This window comes from Amycolatopsis sp. NPDC003731, from assembly GCF_053586895.1.
Genome location: NZ_JBSFNC010000094.1, coordinates 16,957 through 37,056 on the forward strand (window position 1 = coordinate 16,957; position 20,100 = coordinate 37,056).

Consider the following 20,100-nt stretch of genomic DNA (forward strand, 5'->3'; position numbering starts at 1 on the left):
GGTGGCCCTGCCCGGCCAAAGGGCGCCACCCGCTGCCCGAGGTCAGCCCGCCGGGGCGCCCCCCGTTTTCGACGCTACCGGCACCCACCGACAATTCCGCGGCGCCCGCACGCCCTCGGGCCCGATCATGCACAACCACCCCGCCCGCCGGTTACATCCCACGCGAAGTTCAGCACGTCGGAAGATTCCCCACCCCCGCCGCCCGGTGTTGGATTACCGGACGGGAGCCGATCGAAGGGTGGGGCGGCGTGCTGCGAGTCGAGGCGAATCGGCGTGATTTCCTGCGGTGGCTGACGACAGCTGGTGCCGGGCTCGCCGCCAGTGGGGTGGCTCCCGCCGTCTTCGCTCAAGAAGCCGTCGCCGCCGGGAGTGAGGTCGTGGTCGTCAGTGGGGCGACCGTGGTCGATGGCACCGATGGTCCCGCGCGGCCGGGCTCCTCCGTTGTGCTCGTCGGGGACCGGATCGCCTGGGTCGGTCCGGCCGGTGAGGTGCCGCCGTGCGGGGGTGCGCGGGTCGTCGACGGCCGCGGGCGGTACCTCGTGCCCGGGCTCTGGGACATGCACACCCACGGCATCGAATTCGAAGACATCGCGCCGCCGCTCTTCCTCGCCAACGGCATCACCGGCATCCGCGAGATGCAGGGCTACGACGAAAACCGCGCCACCCGCGACAAGCTCGACACCGGGGCGCTGCTCGGCCCGCGGATCGTGCTGGCCAGCGGGATCATCGACGGCCCGGTGACCCTGCTCGGCCCGCCGGTCGTCCAGGTCGGGACCGTCGCGGAAGCGCGGGCCGCGGTCCGGGACGCCGTCGCCCAGCGGTCGGACTTCGTGAAGGTCTACTTCTACCTGCCGCGGGACGTGTTCGCCGCGATCGCCGACGAATGTCGGCGCCACGGCCTGCCCTTCGCCGGGCACTGGCCCTACCGGCTTCGCGTGCTCGAAGCCGCCCGGGCCGGGCAGCGCAGTTTCGAGCACAACTTCGGGTTGCCGATCGCCACCTCGAGCCGCCGGGACGAGTTCCTGGCCCGCCTCGACGCGACGCCGTTCGACCCCGCGTCCCCGCGCGACTTCTTCAACCTGGCCCGCGAACTCGACCGGCAGGCCGCGCAGGCCTACGACCCGGCCACGGCGGCCCGCCACTTCGCCGGTCTCAAGGCCGCCGGCAGCCGGCTCAGCCCGACCTTCGCGGTCAACCGCGTCATTTCGCGGCCCACCGGCGCGTTCGCGAACGATCCACGGAACAAGTACATCCCGAAGGTCATCCTCGACCTCTGGGCCGACCGGCTGCCGCTGTTCACCCCGGTCACGCCGCAGCAGATCGCCCAGCAGGAGGCCTACTTCCAGGCGCAGCTGCAGCTCATCGGGGAGGCGCACCGCGCCGGCGTCGGGGTGCTCGGCGGCACCGACTGCCTGAACCCGTACGTCTACCCGGGGTTCAGCCTGCACGACGAGCTCGACTACCTGGTCGCGGCCGGGCTCGGCCCACGGAAGGCGCTGCAGACGGTGACGCGCGACGCCGCCGCGTTCCTCGGCCGGGCGGCCACGGCCGGGACGATCACCCCCGGCAAGGTCGCCGACCTGGTGCTGCTCGACGCCGATCCGCTCGCCGACATCCGCGCGGTCCGGCGGATCGACACCGTCGTCACCGCGGGCCGCGTCCTCGACCGGGCCGCGCTGCGCGGGTTGCTCGCCGGCGCCGAAGCCGCCGCGAGCCAGCCGGCCGCGACGGCGAACGCCAGGTCAGTGCGGTTGCCGGTGCACGGCTGCTGCTGAGCGCCGGGTAATCTCGGCCGGTCGAAGACCTGGTTCGAGGGGGACGTGTGCTCACTGGGCGGAAGCTGGTCGGGGCGCTCGTCGTGCTCGAAATCGCCGCCGTCGTCCTGGTGCTCGTGCTCAAGCGGTTCGACGGCCTCGACCTCGAGGTCTACCTCGGCGGCGCCAAGGCGCTGGCCGAGCAGGGCTCGCCGTACGACGCCTGGGTGCCGACCACGCACCAGATCCTGCTGCCGTTCACCTACACGCCCTTCGCCGCGGCCGCGTTCTGGCCCGGCACGCTGCTGCCCTTCGCCGTCACGATGAAGCTGGTCAGCATCGCGTCGATCCTCGCGACCGGCGTGGTCGCCTACCTCTACGTCGCGACGCTCAACGGCTCGCTGACCGACCCCACCAAGGTCCGCGGCCGGGTGGTCGCCGCGCTGGTCGCCATCGGCGCGCAGCTCGCCGGCGCCCTGCTCGAGCCGGTGCGCTCGACGCTGGGCTTCGGGCAGATCAACGCGCTGCTCATGGTGCTGGTGGTGCTCGACGTCCTGCTGCCCGGCGAGCGGAAGCGGACGAAGGGCCTGCTGATCGGCGTGGCCGCGGCGATCAAGCTGACCCCGGCCGTCTTCGTCGTCTACTTCCTGTTCCGCCGCGACTTCCGGTCGGCCGCGCGGGTGGTCGGCGGGTTCGTGGTGGCCGGCGCGCTGCTGTGGCTGATCCGGCCGTCGGCGTCCTTCACGTACTGGACGAAGCTGGTCTTCGACGCGGGCCGCATCGGCGGTGTCGACTACGTCGGCAACCAGTCGCTCAAGGGCCTGGTGACGCGGATCGGGCTGCCGGAAACCGCGGGCAACGCCGTCTGGCTGCTCGCCGCCGTCGCCGTGATGGCCGTGGTCGCGGTGACCATCGTGCGCGCCGCCGAGCCGGTGCTCGGGCTCACCGCGTGTGCGCTCGGCGGGCTGCTGGTTTCGCCGATCTCGTGGACCCACCACTGGACGTGGTGCGTGCCGGTCCTCGTCCTCGCCGGCTGGTACGCGTGGCGCTTCGACCGGGCGATCCGGTGGGTGGCGGCCGCGGTCGTCGTGGCCGGACTGGCGTTGTTCATCGTCGGCCCGATGTGGTTCGCCCCGCGACCGGCGCCGTCGGCCGGCTGGTGGCTGGCGACGGAGTCCTACGAGCTGTACGGCTTCGCGCTGCTGGCCCTCGCCGCGTTCGGCGCCCGCCGCCTGGCCACGAAGAAGGGGACCCCCACCGCGGAAGCGGCGGAGGTCCCCTCCAAGGAACCTCAGGTCAGCTGAGCCGCTCGACGACGTACTCGATGGCCTGCGTCAGCTTGGTGACGTCGTCCGGGTCGATCGCCGGGAACAGGCCGACGCGCAGCTGGTTGCGGCCCAGCTTGCGGTACGGCTCGGTGTCGACGATCCCGTTGGCGCGCAGCACCTTCGCGACCGCGGCGGCGTCGACGTCGTCGCTGAAGTCCACCGTGCCGACCACCTGCGAGCGCAGGTCCGGGTCCTTCACGAACGGCGTCGTGTAGCTCGTCTTCTCGGCCCACTCGTACAGCCGCGACGAAGAGTCCTTCGTGCGCGAGGTCGTCCAGGCGAGCCCGCCCTGGCCGTTCATCCACTCGATCTGCTCGGCGAGCAGGAACAGCGTGGCCACGGCCGGGGTGTTGTACGTCTGGTCCTTGCGGGAGTTGTCCAGCGCGGTGGTCAGCGACAGGAACTCGGGGATCCAGCGGTCGCCGCCGCCGATCTCGCCGATCCGCTCGACCGCGGCCGGGGAGGCCAGCGCGATCCAGAGCCCGCCGTCCGCGGCGAACGACTTCTGCGGCGCGAAGTAGTAGACGTCGAAGTCTTCGGCCTTGACCGGCAGGCCGCCGGCGCCGGAGGTGGCGTCGATCGCGACCAGGGCGCCCTCGCTGCCCTCGGGGCGGCGGACCGGCACGGCGACCCCGGTGGACGTCTCGTTGTGCGCCCAGCCGACCAGGTCGGCACCGGCTTCGTAAGCGATGTCCGGGGCGCTGCCCGGCTCGGCCTTGACGACGATCGGGTCGGCCAGGAACGGCGCGCCCTTGGTCACGGTGGCGAACTTCGAGGAGAACTCGCCGTAGGTGAAGTGCTGTGCGCGCTCGCGGACCAGGCCGAAGGCGGCCGCGTCCCAGAACGCCGTGGTGCCGCCGTTGCCGAGGATGACTTCGTAGCCCTCGGGCAGGGAGAACAGCTCGGACAGACCTGCCCGCACGCGCCCGACGAGGGACTTGACCGGCTTCTGCCGGTGCGACGTGCCGAGGTAGGTGGAGCCGGACTCCGCCAGGGCACTCAGCTGCTCGGCGCGGACCTTCGACGGGCCGCAGCCGAAGCGGCCGTCGGCCGGCTTGAGGTCGGCGGGGATGGTCAACTCAGCGTCGGTCATGTGGCCAGTCTCTCAGGTCGGGACAAGGCAGGTAACAGAGGTGGGGCGGTGTCCGGAATGTGGAATCGGCGGGTGATCGGCCGCGCCGCCGGTGGGGCGCGCCGCGGCCTTCCGGACGGCGACGGTTACGCCGTCGGGCTGCACCGCGGTGGGGGTAAAAACACGGTTACCGGCCCGTCGGGGCGCCGGTAGCGTCCCCGGCCGTGACGACTGTGCAGCAGAGTTTCCCGGCGCCGCCGCAAGCGCTGTGGAACGCGCTCCCCGCCGGGGTCGCGGCGATCGGCGGACAAGGCCCGTTCTACGACGCGCAGCGCGGTTTCGTGTCCTGCCGCACCGGCATGAGCCTCCTCAGCTGGGGGCAGGAGATCACCGCGTCGGTGGCCCCGGCCGCGGGCGGCTCGACGCTCACGATCCTGACGAACCTGAAGTTCGGCCTCTTCGACTGGGGCGAGGGCAAGCGCCTCGCCAACCGGTTCGCCGCCGCCGTCGCCTACGCGGCGCGCACCGCCGCCCTGAACTGAGGGTCCCGCTCGCCACCCTGGGGGTGCGAGCGGGGCCCGGCTCACCGCCAGTTCTCGACGCCGCCCGGCACCGGGGCGGCCGGGTCGTACGGCGTGCGCGTGAAGACGAACGTCGCCAGGTCGAGGTGGGTGGCGACGCCGTCGGCGTTCCGGCCCACTTCGAGCGTCTCGCCGGCGTAGTACCCGTCGAGGCCGACGTAGGTGTCCTTGCCGGTGGCGCGGAAGCGGGAGCTGCGCCCGGCGCCCTCCACCGGCGCGAGCAGCAGCAGCCCGTCGCCCTGGATGCGCAGGTGGTACGCCGTCGGGCCCCAGTGCCAGAGCCCGGTCAGCGCCAGCAGCTCGGGGTCCACCGGCGACGGCAGCCACTCGGCGGGCAGCCGCGGCTCCAGCTCGTCGGTCATGGTGATGAGGTCGAGGCAGAGCTGGGTGATGCCGACGCCGGACGTCGAGTTGGCGAGCACCAGCGCGCCGGTCTGCGCGGCCGGGTCGACCAGCGTCACGGCCAGGAAGCCGGGCATCGAGCCGGTGTGGCCGGCCAGCCGGCGGCCGCGGTAGCGCACGACCATCAGGCCGAGGCCGAACCCGGTCGTCCAGACGTCGGTGTCGTCGACGGTGACCATGGTCCGCATCTCGTCGACGGTCTCCGGCGCGAGCACGCCGCCGGTCTCGCCGCCGAGGAACGCCGTCCAGCGGCCGAGGTCCCGTGCGGTCGACCACAGCTGCCCGGCCGGGGCCATCGCGCCGGCGTCCGGGCTCGGCTCGGGCAGCAGGACGTCGGCGAAGGGGTGGACGGCGAAGCCGTCGGCGTGCGCGCCGGCCGGGTGCGGGGTCGTGCGGGTCATCCCGAGCGGGCCGAGGACCTCCTCGTCGAGCACGGACAGCCAGCTCTTGCCGCGGTGCCGGGAGAGGAGTTCGCCGAGGACGCCGTAGCCGACGTTCGAGTAGTGGAACCGAGCGCCCGGCCGGTGCTTGGTCGCGCCTTCGGCGAGGCTGCCGACCAGCGCGTCCCAGTCGGCGCCCGGGGTCCGCTCCCACCACAGGCCGGGCGACTCGGACGTCAGGCCGGAGGTGTGGGACAGCAGCTGGGCGACGGTGGCGGCGCCGAACGGCGTGCCCGGGACGTGCTTTTCCAGGGGGTCGTTGAGGTCGAGCAGGCCTTCGTCGCGCAGCCGCATGACGGCGGTGGCGACGAGGGTCTTGGTGATCGAGCCCAGCCGGTACTGGGTGTCGGTGCCCGGGGTCTCGCCGCCGACGCGTCCCCGGCCACCGGACCAGACGATCTCCCCGTCCCGCACCACGGCGGCGACCAGCGACGGAGCCCGGCAGGCGGCCTGCTCGTGCGCGATCCGGCGGAGCAGGGCGAGTTCGGTCGAGGCAAGCATGGGGGCATTCTGCCGCGCTCGGGCGGCCGAAGCAGGTCCCGGCCCGTGCAGGAGAGGTCGACACGCGTGATCGAAGAGTCGACACGCGTGATTGGAGGGTCGACACGCGTGATTGGAGGGTCGACACGGCGGGTGCCCCGGCTGTGGCCGTGTCGACTTCCCAATCACGCGTGTCGACCTCCTGATCACGCGTGTCGACTGCTCGATCACGCGTGTCGACTGCTCGATCACGCGTGTTGACCCTTCCTGCACGGGTGGGTGGGTCAGGACAGGAGGTTGCGGGCCATTGCTGTCGTCACCGCGGCGGTGCGGTCCGAGACGCCGAGCTTGCCGAAGACCCGGAGCAGGTGGGTCTTCACCGTCGCCTCGCTGATGTGCAGCGCGCGGCCGATGTCGGCGTTCGTCCCGCCCTTGGCGACCAGGCGGAGGACCTCCACCTCGCGGGCCGACAGCGGCTGCGGTTCCGGGTTGCGGACCCGGTTGACCAGCTTGCCGGCCACCGACGGTGCCAGCACCGTCTCCCCACGGGCCGCCGCGCGGATCGCGTTGGCCAGCTCCGCGCGGGACGCGTCCTTCAGCAGGTAGCCCGAGGCGCCCGCCTCCACCGCGCGCAGGATGTCCGCGTCCGTCTCGTACGTCGTCAGCACGACGATCCGGCGGCCGGGCTGCTCGCGCAGGATCCGCTTGGTCGCGCCGACGCCGTCGAGGCCCGGCATCCGCAAGTCCATCAGCACGACGTCGGGGACGGCGACCCGGTCGAGCGCGACGGCTTCGTCCCCGGAACCCGCTTCCCCGACGACCGTCAGGTCCGGTTCCGCTTCGAGCATGCCGCGGAGGCCTTCGCGGACGACAGGGTGGTCGTCGACGAGCATGACGCGGATCAAGCCGGCACCTCCAGGGTGAGTTCGGTGCCGCTGGGGCCACTCCGGACACTCAGTCTGCCACCGACCTGCTCGGCCCGGGACCGCATCCCGCGCAGGCCGAAACCGGTGGCGTGGTCGGGGTCGAAGCCGGCGCCGTCGTCACGGACGGACAGCCGCACCGAACCGTCCACAGCGGACAACCGCACCGACACCGCCGACGCCGCCGCGTGCCGGCGGACGTTGTTCAGCGCTTCCTGCGCGCCCCGGAGCAGGACGACCTCCCCAGCCATGCCGAGCGCGGGCAGCGGACCGTCCACTTCGTACCGGACCACCACGTCGGACGAATCGGCCAGCCGGTCGGCCTGCCGCCGGACGGCGTCCACCAGCGAGCCGGCCGCGAGGTCCGCCGGGGCCAGCGCGGCGACCATCGCGCGGGCCTCCGTCAGGTTGTCCCGCGCGGTGCGCGCGGCCAGCTCGGCGTGCCGCCGGGCCGCGGCCGGGTCGGTGTCCAATTCGGACTCGATGGCCTGGGCGAGGGTGACGATGCTGGTGAACCCCTGCGCGAGGGTGTCGTGGATCTCCCGCGCCAGCCGCTCGCGCTCCGCCGCGGTGCCCGCCTCCCGGGAGAGGCGGGCGACTTCCGCCTGGCTCGCCTCGAGCTTGGCGATCAGGTCCGCGCGCCCGCGGCTCTCCTCGATGACGTGCCCGATGAACTTGCCGCACAGCACGCCGAAGACGACCAGGATGGCCGTCATCGGCAGCATGATGTGCAGCGTCGGGCCGGTGAACCCGTCGTTGACGACGGCCGCCGCGGGGTTGAGCAGGATCGCCACCGTGGTCAGGACCGCCGCCGGCCGGAACTCGAGCGTCGAAAACAGCAGTGGGCACGCCATGAAGAGGATGAAGCCGGACGTGCCCTCGGCGAGCATGGCGATCCCGACCAGCACCAGCACCACGAGGGCGAACACCCACCGCTGCCGGATGGACGAGTCGTCGTCCCGGACGAGCCGGCGGCCCCACAGCAGGTAGCTCAGCGCGAGCGCGGTGAGCGCCCCGGCCGCGACGGCCGTCCACCCCGGGTCGGCGCCGTCGAGCAGCACCAGCGTGGTCGTGGCCAGGTAGGCCACCGCGAAGAGGATCTCCCAGAGCCAGTTGAACCGGTCCCAGGCGTCCTTCACTTCGCGTCGGTCCACCGGAAGGTCAGCCGCGCCAGCACCGCCCCCGCCACGCACCAGATCCCCAGCACCAGCGCCACCCGCGGAAGCTCCCATGTCCCGGCCATCTCCATCCTCACGGCGCCGTCCGGCAGGAAGACCGACCGGAACCCCTGGCAGATCCACTTCAGCGGGAAGAACGACGCGATGTCCACCATAACTTTCGGCAGGTTCGTGATCGGCGAGACGAACACGCCGGAGATGAACTGCAGCACCAGGTACAGCATCTGCACGATGGCGACCGCGCCGTTGGTGGACTTCGCGAGCGAGCTGATCGCGATCCCGAGCAGGGTGCACGAGACGATGCCGAGCGCGAACACCCACAGCAGCGTCAGCCACTTCGCCGGGTCGGACGGCAGCTGCAGCCCGAACAGCAGCACGGCGACCCCGGCCATCAGCACCGTCTGGGCCAGGCTGGACACCGCGACCAGCACCATCTTGCCGATGAAGTACGACGCCGGCGGCATCGGCGTGCCGCGCAGGCGCTTGAGGGCCCCGGTTTCGCGATCGGCCGAGACGCCGGTCGCGATGCTGTTGAAGGACGTCGACACGATGCCGGAGCCGATCATCCCGGCCGCCAGCAGCTGGCCGGACGTGACGCCGTCGAGCGCGGTCGGACCGTCCAGGATGGACCCCAGCAGGATCATCAGCACCGCGGGCAGGGAGAAGGTGAAGACCACCTGTTCCTTGTGCCGGAAGAACTGCCGCAGCTCGGTGCCGCCGCGGGCGAGCCCGAGCGAGAGCGGGCCGGGCAACGTCAGGGTGGTCATGCCTTGTCTCCGATCAGGTCCAGGTAGATGTCCTCCAGGCTCGGCCGGGTCACCGTCAGGCCCGCGAGCTCCCGACCCCCAGCCGAGAGCTCGGTGACGAGCTTGGTCGGGTACGCGGTGCGCTCGACGTGCTCGCCGCGTTCGTCGACCCAGCGCACGGTGGCCTCGGCCGCCGCCCGGCCGCCGAGGTTCTGCGGCGTGTCCTGGGCGACGATCTCGCCGCGCGCGATGACCGCGACGCGCCCGGCGAGCGCTTCGGCCTCGTCGAGGTAGTGGGTGGTCAGCAGGATGGTGGTGCCTTCGGCGGCGAGGTCGCTGATCAGCGTCCAGAACTGCCGCCGCGCCTCGGGGTCGAAGCCGGTGGTCGGCTCGTCGAGGAAGAGCAGCTCGGGCCGCCCGATGATGCCGAGGGCGACGTCGACGCGGCGGCGCTGCCCGCCGGAGAGCGCCTTGACCCGCGCCCCGGCCTTCTCGGTCAGCCCGACTTTCTCGATCACCTCGTCGGGGTCGCGCGGGTCGGGGTAGTACTTCGCGAAGTGCCGGACGGTCTCGGCGACGCTCAGCTCGGCGGCGTCGGTCGCCGTCTGCAGGACGATGCCGAGCCGGGCCCGCCAGGCGCGTCCGGCCTGGCCGGGGTCCTCGCCGAGCACGGTGACCTCGCCGGCCGTCCGCCGCCGGTGCCCTTCGAGGATCTCGACGGTGGTGGTCTTCCCGGCGCCGTTCGGGCCGAGCAGGGCGAAGACCTCGCCCTGGGCGATGTCCAGATCGAGCCCGGCCACCGCGAGGTGACCGGGGTACTGCTTGCGCAGGCCGCGCACGCTGACTGCTGTGGTCATGCTCAAAGCCTGGCCGTTCGCGACGCCGGGTCCGACCAACGGCCAGTGGAATCCGGCTGTCCACCGATCGGTGGACACGCCGGCTTGGTTTCCCGTGGAACCACGAAAACGCTGTCATACAAGCAAAAATCCGAGGATCCGAGCTTGCGGAACCGCCGCGCGGGTGAACGCACTGTTGACAACTTGTCTAACATGACAGAATGTCTCACAAGTGGGTGACCGCCAGCGACGGTGTCCGCCTCTCCGTGACCATCGACGGCCGGAGCGACGGGCCCACGGTCGTGCTCGTGCACGGCTACCCGGACAACAGCTCGATGTGGGACGGGGTAGCCGCCGGGCTGACGGCGAAACACCGCGTCGTCACCTACGACGTCCGCGGGGCCGGACAGTCGGACAAGCCGCCGGGACGCGCGTCCTACCGGCTGGACCAGCTGGCCGACGACCTGCGGGCGGTCGTCGAGGCGGTGCAGCCGGCCGGCCAGGTGCACCTGGTCGCCCACGACTGGGGCTCGATCCAGACCTGGCACGCGGTCACCGGGGACGGCCTGCGCGGGCGGATCGCCTCCTACACGTCCCTCTCCGGTCCGAGCCTCGACCACGCCGGCGCGTGGTTCCGCGCCCAGCTGCGCCGCCCGACGCCGAAGCGGCTCAAGAACGCGCTGAGCCAGTTCCTGCACTCGTGGTACATCCTGGCGTTCCAGATCCCGGTCATCCCGGACCTGCTGTGGCGCACGGGCCTGCTGGGCAAGCAGATCCAGCGGATGGAACCGGACGCGGCGCCGCCGGACAGGTCCGACGGCCGGCACGGCCTCCAGCTCTACCGCGCCAACATGTTCACCCGGCTGTCGCGGCCCGCGCCCCGCCCCGCCGACGTCCCGGTGCAGGTGCTGGCCCCGACCGGCGACGCCTACGTCACGACGCCGCTGCAGACCGAGGTCACCCGCTGGGCGCCCGACCTGCGGATCCGCCGGATCGTCGGGACGCACTGGGTGACCAGGGCGAAGCCGGCGGTGGTCGCCGCCGCGGCCGCCGAGTTGATCGACTACGTCGAGACCGGCACGGAAAGCCGTGGGCTGCGCCGGGCCCGGGTCGGCGCGGGGCCGTTCGAGGCCAAGCTCGTCGTCGTCACCGGGGCGGGCAGCGGGATCGGCCGCGCCACCGCGCTGGCCTTCGCCGAGCAAGGCGCCGACGTCGTCATCACCGACGTCGACCAAGCGAGCGCGGCGGAAACCCTGAAACTGCTCGGAGAACACGGGCTCGGCGAGTACACAGTGGACTCTTCGGACGGCGAGGCCGTGCACCGCTTCGCCGAGCGGGTCCGCGCCGAACACGGCGTCCCGGACATCGTGGTCAACAACGCCGGCATCGGGATGTCCGGCCCGTTCCTCGACACGTCCGTCGAGGACTGGGAACGCGTCATCGACGTCAACCTCTGGGGCGTGATCCACGGCTGCCGCGCGTTCGCGCCGATGCTCGCCGAGCGCGCCGAAGGCGGCCAGATCGTCAACCTCGCCTCGGCCGCCGCCTACCTGCCGTCGAAGATCCTCTCCGCCTACGCGACGACGAAGTCCGCCGTGCTCACCCTGAGCGTCTGCCTGCGGGCCGAGCTGGCCGCGCACCACATCGGCGTCACGGCGGTGTGCCCGGGCATCGTCAAGACCAACATCACCAACACGACGAGGTTCGTCGGGGTGTCCGAAGAGGAACAGCGCCGGCGGCAGAAGGAGAGCTCGAAGCTGTACGCCCGGCGCGGGTTCGGCCCCGAAGGCGTGGCGCGGGACATCCTGCGTGCCGTGGAGAAGGACATCGCGATCGCACCGTCCACTCCGGAGGCGAAGGCCGCGCTGGTCCTTTCGCGACTGACGCCCGGCCTGCTCCGCACGGCCGCGAAGCTGGACCTGACGCCGTGAGCCGGCCGCGGCGGATGTCGCCGCAGGCCCGCCGCGACGACCTGATCCGCGCCGCGCTCGACCTGTTCGGCTCGCGGGCGCCGGAACTGGTCACGGTGGACGACATCGTCGCGCGCGCCGAGGTGTCGCGGCCGCTGTTCTACCGGTACTTCGCCAACCTGCGCGAGCTGCAGGTCGAGGCGCTGCGCACGGTCACCGACGGGCTGATCGACGGCCTGGCCGGGCTCGAGGAGGGCCCGCCGGAGGTGCGGCTGCGCGCGGCCGTCTGCGGCCTGGTCGACGTCGCCGACCACTACCGCGCGGGGTACATCGCGTTGCTGCGCAGCGGTTCGGTGATCGCGACGTCCGAAACGGACGCGGCCATCGACGAGGTCCGCAACCGGGCGGTGGCGCTGATCCTGGACGCCCTCGGCGTCACCGAGCCGTCACCGCTGCTGTCGTTGACCCTCCGCTGCTGGACGGCGGTGGTCGAAGGCGCGCTGCTGAGCTGGCTGCAGGAACGCAGTGTCGCCCGCGAAGACCTCGACGGCTGGCTGGTCGACCAGCTCACGGCCATGCTCGAGGCCACCGCGAAACACGAACCGGCCGGCACCACGGGGGTACCGGCCGGTTCGTGAACGGTGTCAGTGCTTGGTGACGAGCTCCCAGCCCTCGACGTCCTCGGGGCTGCGCGGCGCCGGGCCGACGTACTTGGCCGACGGCCGCACCAGGCGTCCGGTGCGCTTCTGCTCCAGGATGTGCGCGGCCCAGCCGGCGGTGCGGGCCGAGCTGAACATCGCGGGCATCATGTGCGGCGGGACCTGGGCGAAGTCCAGGATGACCGCGGCCCAGAACTCGACGTTGGTCTCGATCGGGTGATCCGGGCGCCGCTCGCGCAGCTCCTTCAGCGCGGCCTGCTCCAGCGCGGCGGCCGCTTCGTAACGGGTCGCGCCGAGTTCCTGGCAGGTCCGGCGCAGCACGCGGGCCCGCGGGTCCTCGGCGCGGTAGACGCGGTGGCCGAAGCCCATCAGGCGTTCCTTGCGGTCGAGGATGCCCTTGACCAGGCCCTCCGGGTCACCGGTGCGCTCGACCTCTTCGATCATCGGCAGCACGCGCGCCGGGGCACCGCCGTGCAGCGGGCCCGACATCGCGCCGATGGCACCGGACATGGCCGCCGCGACGTCCGCGCCGGTGGAGGCGATGACGCGGGCGGTGAAGGTCGAGGCGTTGAGGCCGTGCTCGGCGGCCGACACCCAGTAGGCGTCCAGCGCCTTGACGTGCGCGGGGTCCGGCTCGCCGCGCCAGCGGACGAGGAACCGCTCGGTGATGGAGTGGGCCTCGTCGACGCGGGTCTGCGGGACCGCGGGCTGGCCGATGCCGCGCGCCGACTGGGCGACGTAGGAAAGGGCCATCACCGAGGCGCGGGCCAGCTGCTCGCGGGCCTCGTCGTCGGTGATGTCGAGCAGCGGGCGGTACCCCCAGATCGGGGCGAGCATGGCCAGCGCGGCCTGGACGTCCACCCGGACGTCGCCGGTGTGCACCGGCAGCGGGAACGGCTCGGCGGGCGGCAGGCCGTGACCGAACCGGCCGTCCACGAGGAGGCCCCACACGTCACCGAAGGTCACCTTGCCGGCGAGGTCCTCGATGTCGACGCCGCGGTAGCGCAGCGCACCGCCGTCCCGGTCGGGTTCGGCGATTTCGGTGTGGAAGGCGACGACGCCTTCCAGACCCGGTCGGAAGCCGTCGTCGGGTTGGCCGGACGGCTGAGGCTTGCTGATCGTGGAGGTAGTCACTGTTTCGCGGAACCTTTCGGTGCGCTTTTCCCCGGCTGGTTGGTGCTGGTCGCGCGGTTGGGACAAGCGCACTGAACGCGCGCCACATCGCACGGATGGATAGACCTTGCTCTCTTGACGGGCGGGTGGCAATCGAAAGAAGCGGTGGTTTCGGTCACGATTACGAGAACGATTCAGTCACACGTCCGGTCAAGCCGGAGAATTTTCACCACGTAGTGTGACGAAGCCCAGGTAAATCCTGTGTTTCCGAACCAGGCGCTCCCCGGTTTCGGGTGATAGACCTAGCGGATGCACCTCAGCCCGCAGGAGCGCGACAAGCTGCTCATCCACGTGGCGGCCGACGTCGCGCGGAAGCGGCTGGACCGCGGTGTCCGGCTCAACTACCCCGAGGCGGTCGCGCTGATCACCGACCACGTCCTCGAAGGCGCCCGCGACGGCCGCACGGTCAGCGACCTGGTGGCCAGCGGCCGGACCGTGCTTTCGCGGGAGCAGGTGCTCGACGGCGTGCCGGAGATGGTCGACTCCGTGCAGGTCGAGGCCACCTTCCCGGACGGCACGAAGCTCGTCACCGTGCACGACCCGATCGTGTGAGGAGCAGCTGATGCGTCCTGGCGAGATCATCCCCGGCGAGGAGCCGGTCGAGCTGAACCCCGGCCGCGCGCGCGTCCGGCTGCTGGTGCGGAACCTCGGCGACCGGCCGGTGCAGGTCGGCTCGCACTACCACTTCGCCGCGGTCAACCCCGGCCTCGAGTTCGACCGCGACGCCGCCCGCGGTCACCGGCTAGACGTGCCGGCCGGGACGTCGGTCCGCTTCGAACCCGGCGTCGAACGCGAAGTCGACCTCGTCCCGCTCGCCGGCGCCCGGCGCGTGCCGGGGCTCCGGTCCGAATTCGCCGGAGAGTTCTGAAATGCCGCAGATCGACCGCGAGCGCTACGCCGAGCTGTTCGGCCCGACCACCGGCGACCGGATCCGGCTCGCCGACACCGACCTGCTGATCGAGGTCACCGAAGACCGTTCGATGGGGCCCGGCGGCTCCGGCGACGAGGTGCTCTTCGGCGGCGGCAAGGTCATCCGCGAGTCCATGGGCCAGGGCACGGCGACCCGGGCCGAAGGCGCACCGGACCTGATCATCACCGGCGCGGTGATCCTCGACCACTGGGGCGTCGTCAAGGCCGACGTCGGCGTGCGCGACGGCCGGATCGCCGGCATCGGCAAGGCGGGCAACCCGGACACGATGGACGGCGTCGACCCGGCCCTGGTCATCGGGCCGTCCACCGAGGTGCTGTCCGGCAACGGCAAGATCCTCACCGCGGGCGGGATCGACTGCCACGTCCACTTCATCTGCCCGCAGCTCGTCGACACGGCGCTGGCCGCCGGACTGACCACTTTGGTCGGTGGCGGCACCGGGCCCAACGAGGGCACGAAGGCCACGACCGTCACGCCCGGCGCGTGGAACCTCGGCCGGATGCTGTCCGCCATGGACGGTTACCCGATCAACGTCCTGTTGCTGGGCAAGGGGAACACCGTCCGGCACGAGGCGTTGCGCGAGCAGCTGGCGGCGGGCGCGGGCGGGTTCAAGCTCCACGAGGACTGGGGTACGACGCCGGCGGCGATCGATGCCTGCCTGACCGTCGCGGACGAAGCCGGTGTACAGGTGGCGATCCACACCGACACGCTGAACGAAGCCGGGTTCCTGGAGTCCACTGTGGACGCGATCGGCGGGCGGTCGATCAACGCGTACCACACCGAAGGCGCCGGTGGCGGGCACGCGCCGGACATCATCCAGGTCGTCTCGCTGCCGAACGTGCTGCCGTCGTCGACCAACCCGACCCGCCCGCACACGGCCAACACCCTCGACGAGCACCTCGACATGCTGGTGGTCTGCCACCACCTCAACCCGTCGGTGCCCGAGGACCTCGCCTTCGCCGAGAGCCGGATCCGGCCGACGACGATCGCCGCCGAAGACGTCCTGCACGACCTGGGCGCGATCTCGATGATGAGCTCGGACTCGCAGGCGATGGGCCGGATCGGCGAGGTCATCATCCGGACCTGGCAGACCGCGCACGTGATGAAACGCCGCCGCGGGGCGCTGCCCGGCGACGGCGCGGCGGACAACCTGCGCGCGCGTCGCTATGTCGCCAAATACACGATCAACCCGGCCATCGCGCACGGCATGGAGACCGAAATCGGCTCGGTCGAGGTCGGCAAGCTCGCGGACCTGGTGCTGTGGGAGCCGAAGTTCTTCGGCGTCCGCCCGCACGTGGTGCTGAAGGGCGGCTTCCCGGCGTGGGCGGCGATGGGGGACGCCAACGCGTCCATCCCGACGCCGCAGCCGGTGCTGGCCCGGCCGATGTTCGGTGCTTCGATCGGGGCGGCGTTGAGCCTGCACTTCGTCGCGCCGTCCGCTTTGGACAGTGGGCTGCGCGAGCGGTTCGGCATCACGCGGCCGCTGGTCGCCGTGTCGGACATGCGGGCGCGGACCAAGGCGGACATGGTGCTCAACGACACCACGCCGGACGTCCGCGTCGAGCCGGACAGCTTCGCGGTGCACGTCGACGGCGAGCTGATCGAACCGCAGCCGGTGACGGAACTGCCGATGGCGCAAAGGTACTTCCTGTTCTGATGGACCTTTCGGCACTGATCCTCGCGGACTCCCGGTTCCCCGGCGGCGGGCACGTCCACAGTGGCGGGCTGGAGGAGGTCGTCGCGCGGAAGCTGGTGACCTCCGTGCGGGATCTGCCGGGCTTCCTTTCCGGACGGTTGCGGACGGCGGGGTTCCTGGCGGCGGTTTTCGCGGCTGCCTCGGCGCATGCGGCGGTCAACCGAGGCAATTGGTCGCGTTTGGACAGTGAACTGGACGCGCGCACGCCGTCACTCGCGCAGCGCGAAGCCTCCCGAGCGCAAGGCCGTGGAACCGCGCGGGCCGGGCGGATCGCGTGGCCTTCGCCGGTCTTGGAAGAGCTGCTGGCCGAGACGCCGCGGCCGCACCACCCGATCGTGCTGGGCGCACTGGTCGGCGTCGCGGGCGGGTCGCCGTACGACGCCGCGATGGCGGTCGCCTACCTGTCGGTGAGCGGCCCGGCGAGCGCCGCGGTCCGGCTGCTGGGGCTGGACCCGTTCGCCGTCAACGCCGTCGTGGCCCGGCTGGACCTCGCTTCCGTCTGCTCGGAAGCCGCGGCCGCGGCGGGCGACGACCCGGCGTCCCTGCCGTCGCCGGGGTCACCCGCGTTGGACCTGTTCGCCGAGGCGCACGCCCGGCACCACCAGGAAGAGGTGCGTCTCTTTGCCAGCTGAACACGGACACGGACACGGGCACGGGCACGTCCACCCGGTCAGCTTCGACCCGACGGCCAGCGAACCCGACCACTACGACGCCGCGCCCACCGCCGGCCGCGCGTACCGGATCGGCATCGGCGGCCCGGTCGGCTCCGGCAAGACGGCGCTGACCGCGGCACTCTGCCGCGCGCTCGGCGACGAGATCCGGCTCGCCGTGGTCACGAACGACATCTACACGACCGAGGACGCGGACTTCCTGCGCCGCGCGGGCGTCCTCGACCCGGAGCGGATCGAGGCGGTGCAGACCGGCGCGTGCCCGCACACGGCGATCCGCGACGACATCACCGCGAACCTCGACGCGGTCGAGCGGCTGGAGGAGAAGTTCCCCGGCCTCGACCTGGTGATCATCGAGAGCGGCGGCGACAACCTGACGGCGGTGTTCAGCCGCGGCCTGGCGGACAGCCAGATCTTCGTGGTCGACGTCGCGGGCGGCGACAAGGTCCCGCGCAAGGGCGGCCCCGGTGTCACGACGGCGGACCTGCTGGTGATCAACAAGATCGACATCGCCCACCTGGTCGGCGCGGACATGGACGTGATGACGTCGGACGCGCACCGGATGCGGGGCTCGCTGCCGGTGATCACCCAGTCCCTGGTGGACACCCCGGACGCGCCCGCGGTCGCCGACTGGGTCCGTTCCCTGCTGTGAAGGCCCACGCGCGGCTGACGGCGTGCTTCGACGGCTCGCGCACGGTGCTGCGGGAGCTGTGCTCGATGGCGCCGTTGACGTTGTTCCCGCGCCGGCGTTCGGGTGCGACGGCCGTGGTGCACCTGGTCAACTCGGCGACGTCGCCGCTGGGCGGGGATGACCTGCTGCTCACCGTCCGGGTCGGGCCGGGTGCCTCCCTCCGGTTGTCGGGGGTGGCGGCCACGTTGGCCCTGCCGGGCCTGCACGGCGAGTCGTCGTTGTCCACTGTGGACGTAGTCGTGGAAGACGGTGGGTCGCTGGAGTACCTGCCGGAGCCGACGGTGATCACGGCGCGGGCCCGGCACAATGCGATTTTCCGGGCCTCGCTGGCTGCCGACGCCTACCTGCACACGCGGGAGGTGCTGGTGCTGGGGCGGGCCGGGGAGAAGCCGGGTTCGCTGGTGACCACGCTGGACGTGGTGCGGGCCGGGACCCCGGTGGTGCGTCAGACGCTTTCGGTGGGGGACGCGGGCTTGGACGGGAGCCTGGCGGTGCTGGCGGGCCGGCGCGTGCTGGCCACGGACCTGGAGGTCGGGGGCCCGGAACGGCCGGCGGCGTCGGGCGAGTGGTGGTCCCGCAGCCCCCTCGCTGCGGGCGGCACCCTCACCACTTCTCTCGCACCGGACGCGGTTGCTGCGCTGCGGCCGTTCTGAGCAGCCCCCGTTTTCCACGCTACCGGTGGGCACCGACAGTTTTCAGAACTTGGTGCCCAGCCAGGTCATCGCCACCGGGCCGCCGATCGACACGCCCCCGATGTGCTCCAGGAGCGGGAACTCCTGCCACGTCACCTGCGCGCCGCGGGACTTCCAGCGGTCGCGCAACGCCGTTCCGACGCTGAACGGGATCAGCTCGTCCAACGTCCCGTGGTACAGGTACACCGGCGGCTTCGGCGCCGTCGTGCCCAGGTAGTTCTGCGCCAGGCGGGCCTGCCAGCGCGGGTCGTGGATCGGGTCCGGCACCGTCACGAAGTCCTGCAGGTGCGCGAACGGCGCCGCCGCGCCCAGCTCGATCGTGCACGCCTTCGAGACGCGCGCCACCGCCTCGCGGCCGCGGTCGTTGAGGATCGACGCGAACGGGACGTCCGGGTACGCCGCCGCGAAGCCCGTTGCCGCGCCCAGCACCAAGCCGAACGCCGCGCCGCCGTCGTTGGAGGCGAACACCGCGTTCAGGTCCGCCGGGACGCCGCCGGCCGCCACGCCGACCACGTTCAGCGAAGGCGCGTACGTCGCCTGGAGCTCCGCCGCCCACGCCGCTGCCTGGCCGCCCTGCGAGTACCCGAACACGCCCACCGGGCCGGACGGGGACAGCCCCGCGCCGGTCACCCGGGAAGCGGCCTTCGCCGCGTCGAGCACCGCGCGGCCTTCGGACTGCCCGACCGCGTACGTGTGCGTTCCCGGCGTGCCGAGTCCTTCGTAGTCGGTGACGACGACCGCCCAGCCCTGCGTCAACGCCTGCGCCAGCAACGCGCTCTCGTTCTCGATGCCGTGGGCCAGGAGGTTCGAGGGCGCGCACTGGTCGCCGAGGCCGTGCGTGCCGACCGCGTACGTGATCAGCGGCCGCGGGCCGCCGCGCAGCCACGGTGTCGGCGGCACCAGCAGCGTGCCGGAGACGGCGTTCGGGGCGCCGGTCGCCGACGTCGAGCGGTACACGAGGTGCCAGGCTTTGACCGGCGCCGGGAACGGGCCGACGAACACCGTCGTCGGCTTCTGTTCCAGGAGGACGCCCGGTTCGGCGTGTGCCGTGGGGGCGGCTGTCACGAACAGGAGCGCGACGGCGACCAGTAACCGACGAAGCATCGTTGCCTCCGGCTGTTTGGTAATCGAGGTTTTCACAATTTAGCCAGCCCGGTAGGATCCGGCAATCCCTCAGAAGGAGGACACAACCGTTGGCTCGCACGTACGGCGGCGTCGCACCCGAACAACGTCGCGCCGACCGCCGCGAGCGGCTGCTCACGGCCGGTCTCGAGCTGTTCACCACCGCCGGCTTCCGGCAGACGAAGATCACCGAGATGTGCGCCCGCGCCGGCGTCTCGACGCGGAACTTCTACGAGGAGTTCACCGGCAAGGAGGACGTCCTGCGCACCCTCCACGACCGGATCAACAGCCTCGCGCTGGAGCACGTCACCGCCGCGCTCGACAAGGTCGCCGAGGCCGACGCCATGACCCGGATCGCCACGCTGCTCGACGTCTTCATCGACACGGTCACCGTGGACCCCCGGCTCCCGCGGCTCAACTACGTCGAGGCCGTCGGCGTCAGCGCGGAGCTGGAGGAGCAGCACCAGGTGTGGGTCGACCGCTGGGCGACCTTCATCGAGACGGAGGCGCGGCGCGCGGCCGAGCACGGCGTCGCCCCGAACCGCGACTACCGGCTGACGGCGATCGCCCTGGTCGGAGCGGCCACCGGGCTGCTGCGCGAGTGGCAGGCGCACGAGCCGCCGCTGCCGGTGGAGGACGTCGGCGCGGAGCTGCGCGCGCTGATGCTGGCCGCCATCATGCGGCCCGGAAAGATCTTGGAAATCCCGGGCAACCCCGGCGCGCCCTCCGGCGTGGAACAGTCGAGCCGGGAGGGGGACCCGGGGGGAGGCCGGCTCACGTGAGGGCCCTTTCCCGGCTGCGGACGCCGGGAAAGGGCCCTC

At 71.9% G+C, this 20,100-nt stretch carries 20 protein-coding genes; 12 read left to right on the plus strand and 8 right to left on the minus strand.

Annotated features, from left to right (window positions below; genetic code table 11):
• Positions 1–248 precede the first annotated feature (248 nt).
• Together ACWDN5_RS31180 and ACWDN5_RS31185 are read left to right on the plus strand one after the other, a co-directional pair.
• Positions 249–1,775, plus strand: coding sequence for an amidohydrolase family protein (locus tag ACWDN5_RS31180; RefSeq protein ID WP_449678789.1), 1,527 nt, complete (start codon positions 249–251; stop codon positions 1,773–1,775).
• 47 nt (positions 1,776–1,822) lie between these two features.
• Positions 1,823–3,058, plus strand: coding sequence for a glycosyltransferase 87 family protein (locus tag ACWDN5_RS31185; protein WP_449678790.1), 1,236 nt, complete (start codon positions 1,823–1,825; stop codon positions 3,056–3,058).
• Here the strand turns inward: ACWDN5_RS31185 and serC are convergent.
• Entirely contained in the window at positions 3,051–4,175 is a 1,125-nt protein-coding gene (gene serC / locus ACWDN5_RS31190; protein ID WP_310968674.1) for a phosphoserine transaminase, read from the minus strand. The genes ACWDN5_RS31185 and serC overlap by 8 nt on opposite strands.
• Before the next feature lie 203 nt (positions 4,176–4,378).
• On the opposite strand from serC, the gene ACWDN5_RS31195 reads away from it, so the two are divergent.
• Positions 4,379–4,696: a hypothetical protein gene (locus ACWDN5_RS31195; protein WP_310968673.1), complete on the plus strand. Its 318-nt coding sequence runs from the start codon at positions 4,379–4,381 to the stop codon at positions 4,694–4,696.
• A 41-nt stretch (positions 4,697–4,737) separates the two neighbouring features.
• Here ACWDN5_RS31195 and ACWDN5_RS31200 read toward each other — a convergent pair whose 3' ends face one another.
• The 5 genes from ACWDN5_RS31200 to ACWDN5_RS31220 all read right to left on the minus strand — a co-directional run bounded on the left by ACWDN5_RS31200 (position 4,738) and on the right by ACWDN5_RS31220 (position 9,761).
• Entirely contained in the window at positions 4,738–6,078 is a 1,341-nt protein-coding gene (locus tag ACWDN5_RS31200) for a serine hydrolase domain-containing protein (protein WP_449678791.1), read from the minus strand.
• 263 nt (positions 6,079–6,341) lie between these two features.
• Positions 6,342–6,962, minus strand: a complete 621-nt coding sequence (locus ACWDN5_RS31205; protein WP_310968671.1) for a response regulator transcription factor — start codon at positions 6,960–6,962, stop codon at positions 6,342–6,344.
• The gene (locus tag ACWDN5_RS31210) at positions 6,959–8,119 is read right to left on the minus strand and encodes a sensor histidine kinase (protein WP_449678801.1); all 1,161 of its coding nucleotides are present in this window, start codon (positions 8,117–8,119) and stop codon (positions 6,959–6,961) included. Before ACWDN5_RS31210 ends, ACWDN5_RS31205 begins: the two co-directional genes overlap by 4 nt.
• Positions 8,116–8,925, minus strand: a complete 810-nt coding sequence (locus ACWDN5_RS31215; protein ID WP_449678792.1) for an ABC transporter permease — start codon at positions 8,923–8,925, stop codon at positions 8,116–8,118. The genes ACWDN5_RS31210 and ACWDN5_RS31215 overlap by 4 nt, the downstream gene beginning before the upstream one ends.
• Positions 8,922–9,761, minus strand: a complete 840-nt coding sequence (locus tag ACWDN5_RS31220; RefSeq protein ID WP_449678793.1) for an ABC transporter ATP-binding protein — start codon at positions 9,759–9,761, stop codon at positions 8,922–8,924. Before ACWDN5_RS31220 ends, ACWDN5_RS31215 begins: the two co-directional genes overlap by 4 nt.
• Positions 9,762–9,976: 215 nt before the next feature.
• On the opposite strand from ACWDN5_RS31220, the gene ACWDN5_RS31225 reads away from it, so the two are divergent.
• Together ACWDN5_RS31225 and ACWDN5_RS31230 are read left to right on the plus strand one after the other, a co-directional pair.
• Entirely contained in the window at positions 9,977–11,671 is a 1,695-nt protein-coding gene (locus tag ACWDN5_RS31225; RefSeq protein ID WP_449678802.1) for an SDR family oxidoreductase, read from the plus strand.
• Between the two features lie 14 nt (positions 11,672–11,685).
• Complete coding sequence (locus ACWDN5_RS31230) at positions 11,686–12,288, plus strand: TetR/AcrR family transcriptional regulator (RefSeq protein ID WP_449678803.1); 603 nt, start codon at positions 11,686–11,688, stop codon at positions 12,286–12,288.
• A 6-nt stretch (positions 12,289–12,294) separates the two neighbouring features.
• Here ACWDN5_RS31230 and ACWDN5_RS31235 read toward each other — a convergent pair whose 3' ends face one another.
• The gene (locus tag ACWDN5_RS31235; protein ID WP_310968668.1) at positions 12,295–13,443 is read right to left on the minus strand and encodes a citrate synthase 2; all 1,149 of its coding nucleotides are present in this window, start codon (positions 13,441–13,443) and stop codon (positions 12,295–12,297) included.
• A 288-nt stretch (positions 13,444–13,731) separates the two neighbouring features.
• Here ACWDN5_RS31235 and ACWDN5_RS31240 point away from each other — a divergent pair, with 288 nt between their 5' ends.
• The 6 genes from ACWDN5_RS31240 to ACWDN5_RS31265 are packed head-to-tail and all read left to right on the plus strand — an operon-like array spanning position 13,732 to position 18,118.
• Positions 13,732–14,034, plus strand: a complete 303-nt coding sequence (locus ACWDN5_RS31240; RefSeq protein WP_310968667.1) for an urease subunit gamma — start codon at positions 13,732–13,734, stop codon at positions 14,032–14,034.
• 10 nt (positions 14,035–14,044) lie between these two features.
• Entirely contained in the window at positions 14,045–14,350 is a 306-nt protein-coding gene (locus ACWDN5_RS31245; RefSeq protein WP_449678794.1) for an urease subunit beta, read from the plus strand.
• A 1-nt stretch (position 14,351) separates the two neighbouring features.
• Positions 14,352–16,067, plus strand: coding sequence for an urease subunit alpha (locus tag ACWDN5_RS31250; RefSeq protein WP_449678795.1), 1,716 nt, complete (start codon positions 14,352–14,354; stop codon positions 16,065–16,067).
• Positions 16,067–16,738, plus strand: coding sequence for an urease accessory protein UreF (locus ACWDN5_RS31255; RefSeq protein WP_449678796.1), 672 nt, complete (start codon positions 16,067–16,069; stop codon positions 16,736–16,738). Before ACWDN5_RS31250 ends, ACWDN5_RS31255 begins: the two co-directional genes overlap by 1 nt.
• Positions 16,728–17,426 carry an urease accessory protein UreG gene (gene ureG / locus ACWDN5_RS31260; protein ID WP_449678797.1) on the plus strand — a complete coding sequence of 233 codons (699 nt, stop codon included), beginning with the start codon at positions 16,728–16,730 and terminating at the stop codon, positions 17,424–17,426. The genes ACWDN5_RS31255 and ureG overlap by 11 nt, the downstream gene beginning before the upstream one ends.
• Positions 17,423–18,118, plus strand: a complete 696-nt coding sequence (locus ACWDN5_RS31265; RefSeq protein WP_449678798.1) for an urease accessory protein UreD — start codon at positions 17,423–17,425, stop codon at positions 18,116–18,118. The genes ureG and ACWDN5_RS31265 overlap by 4 nt, the downstream gene beginning before the upstream one ends.
• Positions 18,119–18,160: 42 nt before the next feature.
• On the opposite strand, the gene ACWDN5_RS31270 is transcribed toward ACWDN5_RS31265, so the two are convergent.
• On the minus strand, positions 18,161–19,261 hold the full coding sequence (locus tag ACWDN5_RS31270; RefSeq protein WP_449678799.1) for a lipase family protein: 1,101 nt from the start codon (positions 19,259–19,261) through the stop codon (positions 18,161–18,163).
• 89 nt (positions 19,262–19,350) lie between these two features.
• Here ACWDN5_RS31270 and ACWDN5_RS31275 point away from each other — a divergent pair, with 89 nt between their 5' ends.
• Complete coding sequence (locus ACWDN5_RS31275) at positions 19,351–20,061, plus strand: TetR/AcrR family transcriptional regulator (protein ID WP_310968661.1); 711 nt, start codon at positions 19,351–19,353, stop codon at positions 20,059–20,061.
• Positions 20,062–20,100: the final 39 nt, after the last annotated feature.

Excerpts from the sequence above, each read along its gene's own strand:
- serC (WP_310968674.1), bottom strand. The coding sequence starts at position 4,175 with ATGACCGACGCTGAGTTGACCATCCCCGCCGACCTCAAGCCGGCCGAC.
- ACWDN5_RS31200 (WP_449678791.1), bottom strand. The coding sequence starts at position 6,078 with ATGCTTGCCTCGACCGAACTCGCCCTGCTCCGCCGGATCGCGCACGAG.
- ACWDN5_RS31215 (WP_449678792.1), bottom strand. The coding sequence starts at position 8,925 with ATGACCACCCTGACGTTGCCCGGCCCGCTCTCGCTCGGGCTCGCCCGC.
- ACWDN5_RS31220 (WP_449678793.1), bottom strand. The coding sequence starts at position 9,761 with ATGACCACAGCAGTCAGCGTGCGCGGCCTGCGCAAGCAGTACCCCGGT.
- ACWDN5_RS31230 (WP_449678803.1), top strand. The coding sequence starts at position 11,686 with ATGTCGCCGCAGGCCCGCCGCGACGACCTGATCCGCGCCGCGCTCGAC.
- ACWDN5_RS31240 (WP_310968667.1), top strand. The coding sequence starts at position 13,732 with ATGCACCTCAGCCCGCAGGAGCGCGACAAGCTGCTCATCCACGTGGCG.
- ACWDN5_RS31245 (WP_449678794.1), top strand. The coding sequence starts at position 14,045 with ATGCGTCCTGGCGAGATCATCCCCGGCGAGGAGCCGGTCGAGCTGAAC.
- ACWDN5_RS31250 (WP_449678795.1), top strand. The coding sequence starts at position 14,352 with ATGCCGCAGATCGACCGCGAGCGCTACGCCGAGCTGTTCGGCCCGACC.
- ACWDN5_RS31255 (WP_449678796.1), top strand. The coding sequence starts at position 16,067 with ATGGACCTTTCGGCACTGATCCTCGCGGACTCCCGGTTCCCCGGCGGC.
- ACWDN5_RS31270 (WP_449678799.1), bottom strand. The coding sequence starts at position 19,261 with ATGCTTCGTCGGTTACTGGTCGCCGTCGCGCTCCTGTTCGTGACAGCC.